This window comes from Planctomycetota bacterium (genome assembly GCA_016235865.1).
Classification (GTDB): domain Bacteria; phylum Planctomycetota; class MHYJ01; order JACQXL01; family JACQXL01; genus JACRIK01.
The window spans coordinates 163,883-177,319 of record JACRIK010000027.1 but is presented as its reverse complement, the minus strand read 5'-3'; the positions used below and the strand labels follow the sequence as shown (position 1 = coordinate 177,319).

The 13,437-nt window shown below is 49.7% G+C and carries 12 protein-coding genes and 2 tRNA genes; 9 read left to right on the top strand and 5 right to left on the bottom strand.

Annotated elements, in window-relative coordinates; all coding sequences use genetic code 11:
• Positions 1-20: 20 nt before the first annotated feature.
• Together HZA49_09000 and HZA49_08995 are read right to left on the bottom strand one after the other, a co-directional pair.
• Positions 21-97, bottom strand: a tRNA-His gene (locus tag HZA49_09000).
• A gap of 121 nt (positions 98-218) precedes the next feature.
• A complete protein-coding gene (locus HZA49_08995; protein ID MBI5779575.1) occupies positions 219-1,409 on the bottom strand; it encodes an HD domain-containing protein in 1,191 nt (396 codons plus the stop codon).
• A 232-nt stretch (positions 1,410-1,641) separates the two neighbouring features.
• Here HZA49_08995 and HZA49_08990 point away from each other — a divergent pair.
• The 4 genes from HZA49_08990 to larE all read left to right on the top strand — a co-directional run bounded on the left by HZA49_08990 (position 1,642) and on the right by larE (position 4,341).
• A tRNA-Ser gene (locus tag HZA49_08990) sits at positions 1,642-1,731 on the top strand.
• A 120-nt stretch (positions 1,732-1,851) separates the two neighbouring features.
• Positions 1,852-2,253, top strand: a complete 402-nt coding sequence (locus HZA49_08985) for a PilZ domain-containing protein (GenBank protein MBI5779574.1) — start codon at positions 1,852-1,854, stop codon at positions 2,251-2,253.
• A gap of 4 nt (positions 2,254-2,257) precedes the next feature.
• Positions 2,258-3,103, top strand: coding sequence for a hypothetical protein (locus HZA49_08980; GenBank protein MBI5779573.1), 846 nt, complete (start codon positions 2,258-2,260; stop codon positions 3,101-3,103).
• On the top strand, positions 3,103-4,341 hold the full coding sequence (gene larE / locus HZA49_08975; protein ID MBI5779572.1) for an ATP-dependent sacrificial sulfur transferase LarE: 1,239 nt from the start codon (positions 3,103-3,105) through the stop codon (positions 4,339-4,341). The genes HZA49_08980 and larE overlap by 1 nt, the downstream gene beginning before the upstream one ends.
• Before the next feature lie 100 nt (positions 4,342-4,441).
• Here larE and HZA49_08970 read toward each other — a convergent pair whose 3' ends face one another.
• Both HZA49_08970 and HZA49_08965 read right to left on the bottom strand, forming a co-directional pair.
• A complete protein-coding gene (locus tag HZA49_08970) occupies positions 4,442-4,900 on the bottom strand; it encodes a hypothetical protein (GenBank protein ID MBI5779571.1) in 459 nt (152 codons plus the stop codon).
• Positions 4,897-6,417 carry a nodulation protein NfeD gene (locus HZA49_08965; protein ID MBI5779570.1) on the bottom strand — a complete coding sequence of 507 codons (1,521 nt, stop codon included), beginning with the start codon at positions 6,415-6,417 and terminating at the stop codon, positions 4,897-4,899. The genes HZA49_08970 and HZA49_08965 overlap by 4 nt, the downstream gene beginning before the upstream one ends.
• Before the next feature lie 107 nt (positions 6,418-6,524).
• Here HZA49_08965 and HZA49_08960 point away from each other — a divergent pair, with 107 nt between their 5' ends.
• From HZA49_08960 to HZA49_08940, 5 genes are all read left to right on the top strand, one after another.
• Entirely contained in the window at positions 6,525-7,478 is a 954-nt protein-coding gene (locus HZA49_08960) for a DUF362 domain-containing protein (GenBank protein MBI5779569.1), read from the top strand.
• Complete coding sequence (locus HZA49_08955) at positions 7,475-8,944, top strand: 4Fe-4S binding protein (protein MBI5779568.1); 1,470 nt, start codon at positions 7,475-7,477, stop codon at positions 8,942-8,944. Before HZA49_08960 ends, HZA49_08955 begins: the two co-directional genes overlap by 4 nt.
• An 81-nt stretch (positions 8,945-9,025) precedes the next feature.
• Positions 9,026-9,754, top strand: coding sequence for a ubiquinone/menaquinone biosynthesis methyltransferase (locus HZA49_08950; GenBank protein MBI5779567.1), 729 nt, complete (start codon positions 9,026-9,028; stop codon positions 9,752-9,754).
• A gap of 4 nt (positions 9,755-9,758) precedes the next feature.
• Positions 9,759-10,403 carry a hypothetical protein gene (locus HZA49_08945; protein MBI5779566.1) on the top strand — a complete coding sequence of 215 codons (645 nt, stop codon included), beginning with the start codon at positions 9,759-9,761 and terminating at the stop codon, positions 10,401-10,403.
• Between the two features lie 64 nt (positions 10,404-10,467).
• On the top strand, positions 10,468-11,109 hold the full coding sequence (locus HZA49_08940) for a HEAT repeat domain-containing protein (GenBank protein ID MBI5779565.1): 642 nt from the start codon (positions 10,468-10,470) through the stop codon (positions 11,107-11,109).
• A 2-nt stretch (positions 11,110-11,111) separates the two neighbouring features.
• Here the strand turns inward: HZA49_08940 and tadA are convergent, their stop codons facing one another.
• Positions 11,112-13,418 carry a Flp pilus assembly complex ATPase component TadA gene (gene tadA, locus HZA49_08935; protein MBI5779564.1) on the bottom strand — a complete coding sequence of 769 codons (2,307 nt, stop codon included), beginning with the start codon at positions 13,416-13,418 and terminating at the stop codon, positions 11,112-11,114.
• Between the last annotated feature and the right edge of the window lie 19 nt (positions 13,419-13,437).

The window sequence follows — 13,437 nt, the reverse complement described above, 5'->3', positions numbered from 1 at the left end:
TCTCTCGCAAGCTTCAAATGTGGGGTGAGTGACGGGGATCGAACCCGCAACCTTCAGAGCCACAGTCTGACGCTCTAACCATTTGAGCTACACCCACCAAATGTTACCTACTTTAAAACAGGCAAACATATTTTTAGTGTGCATAGTTATACTAAATATTAAAACTATGTCAACATTTCTAAATGAGGCTGCGATTAAGATGCGGTTAGCGACGATTTTTATGATATGATTTTTTTGAGGACTTCAACGATATTCCCGTCCAGGATGCTTTGTTTGACCTGCTGTTCCATTAACCTGACGGCTTGGTCGGCCGGCAACTTGCGCCGGTATGGTCGGTCTTCAGTTAGCGCGGTAAAGACGTCGGCCACAGCAATAATCCGGGCACCCAGAGGCAAGGTATCCCGGTCGTGGCTGAAAGGATATCCGCTGCTGTCAAGCCGCTCGTGATGCAAGGCCGACCATTTGGTAATCTCGTCAAACCCCCCTATCAACCGCAGAATATTATATGTATAATAAGAATGCTTTTTTATCATGCTGTATTCAGTCGGGGTCAGAGATGCGGGTTTTTCCAATATTTCGTCAGCCACGGCCAGCTTGCCCAGATCGTGCAATGAGGCAGCGATTTCTATCTTTTTCAAACCATCGTCATTGAACCCCAATTCCTTGGCCAGCCGCAGGGCTAATTTCCTCACGCCCTGAGAATGGGTGTGCGTATAATGACTCTTGTTATCAACAATAATCTCAAAAATGCGGGCGATATCTATTGCCTGTTCCAATGTCACCTCGCTCTTTTTCGGTGGCGTAAAATAAATAAGCTGGTGTTCTATCATTCCACTGGTCAGGTCAAGCCAAAACCCGTCGTGGCGTGATACCCGATTTAATGCCAAGACTAAATCAGGATTAAAAAATGTCCCGCTGAAGCTTTTAATCTTGTTAATGATGCCTGATTTTTGCTCTAGGACGTACTTGCTGTTTGAGATAAGGACCGATAGACGGTCAGCCAGATAAATAACCTGACTCAGTAGCGGGATGCTGTCTTTAATTAACCCTGATTTATTGGGGCCGAGCCAGCGATCGTGGTGATGCCTTATGATAAAAGATAAATCCCGGAGAAGCGCCGATTCCTGTAAAACCGAACTGCCACGCTCGCAATGCGGCTGGCTGTCCACATAGTCAAACTTCATTATATTAAGTTTATCATTGGAAGAAATCACGCCAACATCGTGGAGTTGTGATGCGTAAAAGGCTTTTGTGTATTCTTCCTCGCTTAATCTCAGGTTTTTAGCCAATTGGGTGGCAATAAGGGTAACCCGGCGGTGATGATTAATAGTCTCAGTAGTGAGTAAATCAAGAGAAAGTGATAAAGCCGAGATTAGATTATTAAACGAGAATCTTATCTGTTCGGGCATATTCTAATAATATAATTAAGGAACGGAAATATCAAACAATTTAGCATTCTAATTATTACCGAGCACAAAATAACACCCTTTATTTTGGTCCGGGAGTTTCTTGACAGGCTGGCTAATTATTGGTAAATAAATTAACAAATATAGTTAGATGTCACACAATGTGACTGACTAATCCCGGCAAAAACTGCTGAGATAAGAATTAGTAAGTAGCTGAGTCCTAACTAACTTCTAAGGAGAGGTGGCCGAGTGGTTGATGGCGGCGGCTTGCTAAGCCGTTGTAGGGGGTTTTCCCTTACCCTGGGTTCAAATCCCAGCCTCTCCGTTTAGAGCCGGTTAGTTACGCCAGCGAAGTAAGAATTATTGCATACCCCGATATTCATCGGGGTCTAACTGTCCGCAAACTCACTACGTATCGCACGGGCAGTAAAAGGAGATTATAATTATGGGAAGTTTATTTGATTCTGACCGCAGGGAATATGTCCGTATCAGAAGCGAACTGGTGGTCCGCTATAAATTCTTGGGCTCCAGTATCTCTGACCCAAACCTTGACAAAATCTACCAAGGTAAGGTTACTAATATCAGCGGCGGCGGTATTATGATTTCTGGTCCCATCCCTGACCCACGCTGGGTGCCTGAACTCCTGATGCAGAGAATGGTTATCGGGATTAACTTCTCGCTGCCGAATGAAGAAGAGCCGATAAAAATCCTAACCCGGGCCGCCTGGATTGAAACCGTTGACGAGAACGCCCATATCTGCACAATGGGATTAAAGTTTAAGGAAATCACCACTAAAGACACCGATAAAATATTCAGGTTTATTATCCGTAACCAGTTGCCGTCTTAAAATTATGAGATTGCTTAACATTATCGGTTTGTCGGCATTACTAATACTGCCGTTATATGTCTTCGGTCAGAATGCTACCCAGTCTCCGCAACCAAAAGAAACCTTACCGCCGGAACCAACGGCTATTTCCCCGACTACTCCGACCCCGGTTACAGGCACTCCGCCAGTAATAATAAAAATGTTTGAAGGGCAATTGGATAATGTCAATGACCGCACGCCGATAGAACAGGACGCCCCGTATAACGTGCTTCTTAAATACATCAGCCGCCTTAATCCGGATAAGATTTCCGCAAAAATAAGGCCGGAAATCACCTTTGAAAACCTGATGAAGACGCCAGAAAAATACCGCGGAGAACTCATCTATTGTAAAGGAGTCCTTTTATTTCTGAATCCTTACACATTGCGGACCAATACCGCCGGCGTGGACGTTTACTATTCGGGGATGATCGGCAACCCATCCACCGATGAATTTTATTTCTTCCATCTTATTGACAAGCCCAATGAGCCGTTGAAGAACCTGGCGGAAGACCGTTCTCTGGCTGATGAGGTGGAGGTGGAAGGGGCATTCCTGAAAATAGCGCTATATGAATTGGATGCCCGGGCCAAAGGCCGAAGCGGCAAGACCCATAATTCCGCGCCGTTTATCATCGGACGGAAGATAACCAAAGTGGTCCATCCGCCGCCTGAAGCCGCCCGAAAATTCCAGTGGCTGATCGCGGTTGTTTTAGGGGCAATCCTGATGTTTATTTTCTTTTATGTGGTTCGCACCGGTCGTAAAGAAAGAAAAGAAACCATGTCACTTTTCAGCAAGCATAAAGACGCGCCTCCTCCGAAGAGAAACAATTCCTGATGGAAAAAGAGTTGCAACAAAAGTACCAAAAGCTCCAGGATATCATCCGCCGGATGCCCTCGGCTGTGGTGGCCTACTCCGGCGGCGTGGACAGCACCTTCCTGGCCTTTGCCTGCAATGCCATCCTGAAAAATAAGAGTATTGCCGTCACGGCCGTTTCCGAAACCTATCCCCAAAAAGAGTACGAAGAAGCCGTTGCCTTCGCCCGCCAGATGGGATTAAACCACCGCATTATCCACACCTCGGAACTGTCATCAGAGGAGTTTTCCCGCAATCCCGTAAACCGGTGTTATTATTGCAAACAAGAATTATTCAAGAAATTACGGGAGATTGCCGATAAAGAAGACGTTCCAGATGTTCTGGATGGAACGACTCTCTCTGATGAAGGAGATTATCGACCCGGACGACAAGCGGCGTGCGAATTGAAGGTCCGCTCGCCGCTGGCAGAAGCCGGTTTGAACAAAAAGGAGGTTCGAGAACTTTCCCAGTTACTCAATGTCCCAAGCTGGGACAAACCTGCTTATGCCTGCCTTGCCTCAAGATTCCCTTATGGCGAGGAAATCACGGTTGACAAACTGAAAAGGGTGGAAGAGGCAGAAGAACTGCTGCATAAACTGGGCTTCAGGGTCTGCCGGGTGCGGTCTCATCAGAATATGGCCCGGATTGAGGTTGAGGTCTCGCAGTTAACTAATCTCATCAGCCAGAGAGAGCCGATTGTTACCAAACTCCAGGACTTAGGTTTTGATTACGTGACCCTTGACTTGGAAGGGTACAGGAGCGGTAGTATGAATAAGAATATCTCGACTCTCTCAACGGAAGAAGCGGTTCAGGAAGCACAGACACCCGGCGCCGAAATGGATTTGGCCGTAGCCTATTTTACTTGCCCGCACTGCCAGGACCAGAAACTCTACGAGACCGTCACCAAGAATACCCGCTACCGACAGTGCGAGAAGTGCGGCGGCATCTGGTTTAATATCAACGAAATGGAAAAGGCGGTCGGCGACAAAATTAGATTCAATCTGCCCCAGTCGGCCACCCCACAGGAAACCATGACCACCGCCAAATGTCCGGCTTGCTTTACCAATATGTCGGTAATCAGAGGCCTGGAATTGCCTGACGTAAAGATCTCGGCCTGTATGATCTGCCAGGGCAGATGGATTAACGGTTCTGAGGTGGCTAAACTTCAGGCACGCGGAATATTCAATCAGGTCAAAAGCTTTATAATGCGGTTGTTTTAGAAACACGCCTCCTTAAATCTCCCTTAATCCCCCTGATAAATGGGGAACAGGGGAATTTTATCTGCAATAGGAAACTTTTGAGCGGCTTTTGCCCAGGCATTTATTTCAGAACTGTCCTGACAATTATCCGCGCGCCTTCTATCTTGGCCACTTTTACCGGCGTGCTTTTGTCAATCATCTCGCCTTCGGTCACCACATCGTATCGCTTGCCATCAATAATAATAGTACCTGAAGGTCTCAAGGTAGTCAAAGTCATACCTTCTTTATTAATAAGATAATCCATCCCGCTTTTATCTGAATGAAAGCCCTCTTCGGTATCCAACTTCTTGTCCAAGGTCATCTTCTTGAGTCCGTAATAGAACAACAGGGGAATTGCGATGATGGAAACCAGAATCTGCCCAACCCCCAAAAGTGTGCTTTCCTGGAATCCGTAAAATATACTAACCGCAAGCCCGAGCCCGCCTAAAACCGCCAGTACTCCGCCTGAAGGAATAAAAACCTCCAGAACCAGTATGGCCAGGGCCGCAAAATATATGGTGATGACTATCTCGATACTCATGCCTTGGTTTTCTCCACTACGATTCGGCTGCCGTCAATATTTATGACCACCACCGTTTCGCCTTTATTGATAAAATCGCCTTCGGTTACCACCTCGATATTTTCCCCGGTCTGATTGCCCTTGCCATCAAGCATAGCTATCTTGCCCACCGGCCTGAGGGCCGTAAAGACAACGCCTTTTTTGCCCAGCAGAGGCGCGGCGTCCATGGCCACGCTGCTGAATCCGGCAGAGGTTTTCACGTCAGCTGAAAGAATCAGATGGTTAAAGAATGGAACCGACGAAAGGTAACGCGCAATTATAATAAAAATAATCACTGATAAACTAAAGGCGAAGCCGACCACAATAAAATTCCTTTTCAGGGTAACTAATTGCCACGGTGCGCCTTTTATATCCGGGATGACAAATCCCTGCATGGACATTATTAAACTTACTATAATCAAAATAACGCCGCTAATAACGAATACGCCGAAACCGGGCAACAGGAAAATCTCCACGGCTACTAATCCCATACCTAAAATAAACAGCAGCACCTCGGTAACCTCCGCCAAGCCTATTAGATGGTATCCAAAGAAAACCAGAGCGAAACAAACAACGGCAATAGCTTCCATGAGTCCGGTGCCGGGAGTTTGATAAGCCATATAAGCCGCTAGAAATCCGGCCAGTAGCAAAATACCCGAAACTATCGGCGAGGTGATATACATTACCAGATGTTCGGACCAGGTGGGCGTAACCTCCTTGAATGTAAAATTGCTGATGCCGACCAACGGCGGAATTTCGGAACGCTCTTCCTTAATGGCGGTTGCCAACCCGTACTTCAGGGCGTCTTTCGCCGAGAGATTCAGTAATTTTCCTTTGGCAATAACCAATTTAATTTCCTCCACTAACTTGCCTTTATTCCTGGTCTCCTGGATTTCCTGGGGCGTCAGGAATTGCCGCGCGCCATCTACCATAACTTCATGCACCTCTAAATCCTTATCCACCATAGCCATCGCCAGATTAGCCGAATAGCCCTTTTTCTCAGCCCGGGCCTTGAATTCAGTCCTGATGGCCGAGGTGTATTTTTCCTGATGAATAGATTCTTTCTCATCACCACTTCCGGCGATAACCTCGGCCGAACCAATACTAGCCACCTGTTTCATCACAATCTTATCAGCCGAGATGGAGATGAGCGAACCGGCCGACCAGGCCCAGTGCGTGACATAAGCCACAGTGGTAATGGGCACCGCCCGGTCTATGGAATTGCAGATGCCGATAGTATATTCCTCGCCGCCGCCGACTGCCCCGCCCGGCGTGTCTATTTCAAATATTATCAACGCCGCTTTCTCTTCCTTGGCCTGCTCCACCGCATGGCGGACAAAGTAAGCCAACCCGCGGTCCATTATCTCGCCCTTGATCGGCACCACATAGACCAAAGCGGATTGGGTCGGACTAACCGGAACGTTTGCGGGAAATTGCTGCGCCTCGGCATTAATCGCCGCCATCAGGACAACCAATAAAGCTACCAGATGTTTTAACATAACACTATATAAGACATCACTCCGCTTATTTGTCAAGAGTTGATTGACATAATATGGCTAATTTGGTAAATAGAATGAATAAGTTTAGCCAACAAGGAGGATTTATCATGAAAGACATTAACCGCCGCCAATTTCTGCAATCTCTTTCCATCCTGGGTATCGGGGCAGTTGCCTCGGGTTATCTGCCTATCCACGGCCAGGACAAGCCTGAGGATAAAAAACCGGATGAGAAAAAACCCGACTCCAAACTGGTGCTGGCTGTGGTCGAAGGCAAGAAACCGGCCGAGATAACCATCGAGGCCCTGGCTATCCTGGGCGGAATCAGCAAGTTCGTCAGGAAGGATTCGGTCGTGGTCCTGAAGCCCAATATCGCATGGGAGAAACCAATGGAACTGGCCGCCACGACCAATCCTGAGGTGGTTTTGGCGATAGCCCGTGAATGTTTCAAGGCCGGCGCTAAGAAGGTCAAGGTGGTTGAGCGCGCCTGCAATAATCCCAAAAAATGCTTCCAAATCTGCGGTTTTGAGAATGCCTTTAACAAAAGCGGTGTTGAGTTTGTGCATTTAACCGATGACCACAAGGAATACAAAGAGGTAAAAATACCTGACGGCAAGGAATTAAAATCTATTCTGATTGCCAAGGACGTCCTGGAATGCGACACCTTCATTAATATCCCGATTGCCAAACACCACGGCCTGGCCAAATTGACGCTCGGTATCAAGAACCTGATGGGCATAACCGGCGGAAAACGAAATGAACTGCACCACCTGCTGGGACAAAAAATGGCTGATATCCTATCGGTCATCAAGCCGCACCTGACTATCATTGACGCCTACCGGGTGCTGGTTCGTAACGGACCGACCGGCGGAAATCCCAAGGATGTGGCCTTTGTCGGCAAGGTCATTGCCTCAACCGATATTGTAGCGGCGGATAGTTACGCCTGCACCCTTAAACCATTCTCGCTGGAAGGCAAGAACATCAGTTGCGTCAAAGCCGCCTATGACTCCGGCCTGGGCGAGATGGACCTGTCTAAAATAGATATTATTGAAAAGAAGATATGATTTACTTGCGACGCATTGTTCAGTTACTCTTTCTGGCGTTGTTTTTATTCCTGATGCTCTATCCCGAACCGGCCAAGAACGTTATACCGGCCAATCTCTTTTTCATCTCCAACCCGCTCCTGGTTATCACCACCATCATCGCCAGCCGGACCTTACAGCTGGCCTTCCTGGCCTCAGGCCTAATCATCATTGCCAGCATCTTCCTGGGCCGGGTCTTCTGCGGCTGGGCCTGTCCGCTGGGCACCACCATGGACCTGTTCCACCGCCTCAAGAAACCCCGGAAACCAGATATCCAGCCAATCTTACCACCGCTGCGCCGGGTAAAATATTTCGTTCTCCTGACCATAATCATTGCCGCCATATTCGGAGCTAATATCGCCGGCTGGCTGGACCCGATTACCATCGCCTTTAAATCGTTCGCCCTGAGTTTATACCCCGCCGTGGACTATATCCTAAAAGGCTTATTCAATAAAGTTGGGTTGAAGTCATTCATCAGCCCGCTAAACGATATCGGCATACTGGATACCCATAGCATCCTGTTCCATAACTCGATAATCTTCTTCCTGATTCTGACGGTAATTCTTCTGCTGACTTTTTATCAGACGCGTTTCTGGTGCCGGAACCTCTGCCCGCTGGGCGCCTTGTTGACCCTGCTGTCAAAATGGCGCATCCTAAACCTGAGTACCGGCCGGCACCTGTGCACCAAATGCCAGCGCTGCCAGTCGTCTTGCAAGACCGGCGTGTTCAATAGCGATTTTTCCCTGAATGACGAGGAATGCATCCAGTGTTTTTCCTGCGTCAAGGAATGTTCCAAGACCGGTATCTCTATCGGATTCTCCAAGGATAAATCCGTAAGAATCTCTATTCTTCCATCCCGCCGGGGATTGCTCGTTGCCTCGGGACTGGCCGTATTATCCGCCCCGCTGTTAAAACGCAGTTTCGGCCTGCGGCTGGGCCAGTCGCTGCCCCGCCTACGCCCGCCCGGCGTATCACGCTCTGAGGGAGAATTCCTGTCCAAGTGCCAGCGCTGCGGCGAGTGCATGAAGGCCTGCCCAACCAACGGACTGCAACCCCTGCTGGCCGAAAGCGGGCTCTATGCCATGTTCTCGCCGGTCCTGGTCCCGCGCATCGGCAACTGCCGCTACTACTGCAATGCCTGCGGCCAGGTCTGCCCGAGTCATGCTATCCCGGACATGGATTTGGCGGACAAGCAGGAATGGAAAATCGGCCGGGCCTATTTTGACACCACCCGCTGCATCCCGTATGTCAACAAGGAGCACTGCCTGACCTGCGAGGAATTCTGCCCGGTGCCGGAAAAGGCCATCGAGCACTATGTCAAGGACGGGCTGGAATATCCTTATGTGGTCAAGGAACGGTGCATCGGCTGCGGGTTATGTGAAAAGGTCTGCCCGGTCCAGGGACTGGCGGCTATCCGTGTCTCGCCCCCGAAGGATGCGGAATTGTAAATTAATCCCCCTCACCCTTCCCTCTCCTCGATGGGGAGAGGATAGGTGAGGGGATGGATTTGAAATTCCCTACAATACATTATGCATAAAGGCATACAAAATATATTCTCATCCATCCCGGCCACCTATGAATTGGCGAATCATATCCTGACCCTGGGATTTGATACGCCCATCCGGCGCTACACGGCTAAATTCGCAGCATCTGATAATTCAGCATTCATAACTCATAATTCAGAATTACCTAAGTGGCTGGACGTCTGCACCGGCACGGGCGAGATGGCGCACTATCTTTCTAAGTATAATAACTCCAACACCCTGATTATGGCATCTGATTTCACCCTGCCGATGTTGCGCTATGCCAAAAGCAAAAACGGCTCATCAACCGATTTCGCCAATGCGGACAGCCTCCGGCTTCCTTTCAAGGACAACACCTTTGACTTAGTGACCATCTCGTTTGCCACCCGCAACATCAACGTCTCGCGCCGGAACCTGATTGGCTGCCTGAAGGAATTCCACCGGGTCTTAAGGCCCGGCGGCCGGTTCATCAACCTGGAAACCAGCCAGCCCCGGTTGCCCCTGTTACGGAATCTGCTCCACGGCTTTGTCAGGACCTTTGTCAGTCCGATCGGGGCGGCCATCTCCGGCTCCCGGCCGGCCTATGCCTATCTGTCCCAAACCATCCCGCGCTTCTATGATGCGGATGAATTATCCGAGATTATACTTGAATCCGGCTTTGCGGAATGTAACTATAAATCCCTGCTGGGCGGCCTGGCCGCTATACACCAAGGAATTAAATCCGATAATCGCTAAACCTATGTCCCGTTATCTGTTTATGCCGGTCCTGTGGTTCTGGCTGGCGCTCGCCCTGATGATTCTGGTCATCAGGCAGGTCCCGCCATTCTCCGCCATCACCGCGGATAAACTGATAGTGGTCGTGGAACAGGCCAAACTCTTCTTCCTGTCCATCCTCCTTCCATTAGTCTTAACCAAGGATGCTTGCCCCGTTAGAAATAGTCCCAACGGGACGGTTATTTCTAATGGGGTCGGGCATCTGGCTGCCTTTATTCTTTTATCGCTGCCGCTGACCATTCTGGCCTCGTATTTCAGCTGCGCCGGATTCAGCGTCTTGTTGCGCTCCCACCTGGTGCTCATTCTTATTGCCACAGCGCTGGTGTTGATGTGCATGAAATTCCCCGGGCGACTGACCGTGTATTATCTCGTATTCATTATATTGTTCGGGGTTCTACCCATCCTGCATTACTTGGTTCTGGAGTTTGCCGGAAAATCATTATGGGTTCTGACGGCCATCAATCCGTTCTATCTCTTCTGGCAGATAAAAACACCTAATATATTCTATGCCCCCTGGTTTTATAACTGCCTCTTATGGCTCATGGTGATTACCGTGTTATTCTTCATCCGGCCCATTGGGACAAAAAACAATAATGAAAAGATATGTTAAAACCCTCTCCCCTTGAGAGAAAAGGTAGGGTGAGGGGAAAAACAGAATATTTCAAAAGAATCTAATGACCAGAATTAAATTAATCGTCATAATCTCGGTCGTCCTGGCGCTGGTCGCAGCGCTATTCATTCTCAACCTTACGACGACGCCTCAATCAACCTTGCCCATTCAATCACCGGGCAAAGAAAATATTCCGGCGCCCAAGACCCATGAACAGCCTCCTCTAAAACCGGAAGCACTCAAGAAAACAGAGATACCGCCTGAAGAAAAAGGCCCGTTTCCGGTGGATGACACAGTACCCGAAAAAGAGCGCCAAACCGGGCGACTATTCAATATCTGGCGTAAGGCGGTCTTGACTAAGAACATTACTCAAATCAACCAGTTGGACTCGCAGATCAGAAGCGCGGGCGACGAAGCCATCCCTTTCCTGACCAAATTAGCCAAGGAAGACACCAATGAACGGGTCCGGGCATTTGCCGTAAGAATATTGGGCCGTCAGAACAAGACGGACTTATTGGGGTTATTTATGGAACTGCTCCGGAATGACACCAGCGCCTTTGTGCGTGAGAACTCGGCCTGGTCCCTGGGCCGGCTCAAAAATACCGATACACTTGAGATTCTTCAGAAGGCGGCGGACAGTGACCAGTCAGAAGCGGTCCGCAAGATTGCGGCTGAAGCCATAGAAAACATCAGGCCATCAAAATAACCTTACGAAGTTGTAGCCATATTCTTGAGAACATAACTATCCAGAGTTGCCTTGGCCGCGCTTTCAATATCCAGATAATAACAACTCACCCAGTATTTGTCATCGGATAACTCGGCCCGTTTCTGCGGCTCGTGCTCCACCTCCACCCGGACCGCCCGGACCATGCAGTCAATAGTAGGAATCGAAGGTAGAAATATCTTCAAGTCCAGCAAAGATCCGACCGGAATGGATTCGGACGCCTCAAATTGCAGTCCGCTGGCCGAGATGGCAATCGCCACGGTCTTAACCGGCTTGGACGATAATTCCTGGGCCGCATTCATCGATGCCTTATAGAGTTTGTATTCCACCGGAATCCGCAGATTCGCCCGCTTGAAAACTCTCGTAACATTCGTGGCTTGGAATTTATCCTTATCCTTACTTATCCCGTAGGGAGACGGGCTTTTTATCTCTTCCGCTAACTTGAACTCAGGGGTAGTCGGTTTGGATTGCGCGCTTTTCGGCAAAGGGCCCGGAACCGAACTGCCGGAGCTTTTTATTTGCCCGGCCGTAACGCCATGCGGGTCAGACGGCGTAATTCTGGTCACTTCGTCAAAGGTGCTTAAGCCCGCCTTAATCTTTGCCCAGCCGCTCTGGCGCAGGGTCCGCATGCCGTTTTCCGAGGCCGCCATCTTTATCTCATCCGACGGCGCTTTCTGCAGAATCAATCTCTTGACCTTGTCGTTCAAAAGAAGAATCTCGTAAATCGCCGTCCGGCCCAGGAATCCGGTGAAATTGCAGTTATCGCAGCCTTTGCCCTTGTAAATCTTCACTGATTTCGGGGTGACGCTGTCCGGCAGATTGAATTCCTTCCTGAGCAATTCAAAGGGAACCAGCGTATCCTCAATCTTGCATTGCGGGCAGATAGTCCGGACCAGGCGCTGGGCGACAAACGCCTCAACTGACGAAGTCACCAGATACGGCTCAACGCCCATATCCACCAGCCGGGTGACGGAACTGGCCGCGTCGTTGGTGTGGAGCGTGGAGAATATCAAATGTCCGGTCAGGGCAATCCGGATGGTAATCTCGGCCGTCTCAAAGTCGCGCACCTCACCGACCATCATAATATCCGGGTCATGCCTAAGCATACTGCGTAGGCCCCGGGCAAAGGTCAGGCCGATATCCGGCATAACCTGTATCTGGGTGATGCCTTCCATTTCGTATTCTATCGGGTCTTCCAGGGTAAGAATCTTCACATCCTGGGTATTGAGTTTCTGCAAGCAGGCATAAAGCGTGGTGCTTTTCCCCGAACCGGTCGGGCCGGTGACAAAGATAATCCCGTGCGGCTTCTCCAGCAGGCCGTCCAAGGCGTTGACCTCTTCCGGCTCCAGGCCCAGTTCAGCCAGCGAGTAGAGCATCTTGGTGGGCAGTAGGCGGATGACAATGCTCTCGCCCCAGGGGGTCGGGATGACCGAGACGCGCATATCAAAGGTTTCTTTCTCGGTCTTAACTACGCAGCGTCCGTCCTGAGGCATACGCCGCTCCACGATATTAAGATTAGACATTATCTTGATACGGGACAGGATGGACGGGAAAAATTTCTTCATGGCCGGCGGGATATTCATATTGTAGAGGATGCCGTCCACCCGGTAGCGCAGTTTAATCTTGCCCCGGTAGGGCTCGATGTGGATATCCGTGGCCCGCTTGGCGTGAGCCTCCAGAATTATCTGGTTGACCAGTTTGATAACCGAGGCGTCTTCGGTCTTCTCGGCTGATTCGATGTCCTCGACCCGCTCGTCGGCCTGGGCCAGGGGGGATTCGGTGATGTTATTCATCCCGTATTTGGACATCTTTTCCACCGTATCGGCCGCAAAGCCGTAATATTTCTTGATGGCCTGCAGGATTTCATCCGTCGTGGTCAGGACCATCTGTATTTCACAGCCGACTTGCAGCCGGAGTTCGTCTCGCATCCGGATATCCAAAGGAGAAGACACTGCGATGGTCAGCGTCTCGTAGATTTTTCCGCTGGCATCAGGCGGCGGCGAGACCAGCTTGACGGGCATAAAACGGTAGTAAGCCGCAAAACGCACCGGCACCTTCTTAATCACGGCGCCTTCCACGTTCGTGTCGCGCATCCGGATGATGGGCATATTCAATTCCTCGGAAAAGGCGCGGATAATCGCATCCTCTTTGGCCAGGTTGAGATTGACGATAGTCTGAATCAGACGGTTGTAATTGGCGTGCTTGGCTTCTTGGGCCTCCCCCAACGCCTTATTGGTGATGATGCCCTTCTTGACTAACAGTTCGCCCAGAACGTTTTCATTCTTGACCATATAAATAAAACCCTCCATT

Coding starts and splice junctions, on each gene's coding strand:
- HZA49_08995 (MBI5779575.1), bottom strand. CDS start 1,409: ATGCCCGAACAGATAAGATTCTCGTTTAATAATCTAATCTCGGCTTTA.
- HZA49_08985 (MBI5779574.1), top strand. CDS start 1,852: ATGGGAAGTTTATTTGATTCTGACCGCAGGGAATATGTCCGTATCAGA.
- HZA49_08980 (MBI5779573.1), top strand. CDS start 2,258: ATGAGATTGCTTAACATTATCGGTTTGTCGGCATTACTAATACTGCCG.
- larE (MBI5779572.1), top strand. CDS start 3,103: ATGGAAAAAGAGTTGCAACAAAAGTACCAAAAGCTCCAGGATATCATC.
- HZA49_08970 (MBI5779571.1), bottom strand. CDS start 4,900: ATGAGTATCGAGATAGTCATCACCATATATTTTGCGGCCCTGGCCATA.
- HZA49_08965 (MBI5779570.1), bottom strand. CDS start 6,417: ATGTTAAAACATCTGGTAGCTTTATTGGTTGTCCTGATGGCGGCGATT.
- HZA49_08960 (MBI5779569.1), top strand. CDS start 6,525: ATGAAAGACATTAACCGCCGCCAATTTCTGCAATCTCTTTCCATCCTG.
- HZA49_08955 (MBI5779568.1), top strand. CDS start 7,475: ATGATTTACTTGCGACGCATTGTTCAGTTACTCTTTCTGGCGTTGTTT.
- HZA49_08950 (MBI5779567.1), top strand. CDS start 9,026: ATGCATAAAGGCATACAAAATATATTCTCATCCATCCCGGCCACCTAT.
- HZA49_08945 (MBI5779566.1), top strand. CDS start 9,759: ATGTCCCGTTATCTGTTTATGCCGGTCCTGTGGTTCTGGCTGGCGCTC.
- HZA49_08940 (MBI5779565.1), top strand. CDS start 10,468: ATGACCAGAATTAAATTAATCGTCATAATCTCGGTCGTCCTGGCGCTG.
- tadA (MBI5779564.1), bottom strand. CDS start 13,418: ATGGTCAAGAATGAAAACGTTCTGGGCGAACTGTTAGTCAAGAAGGGC.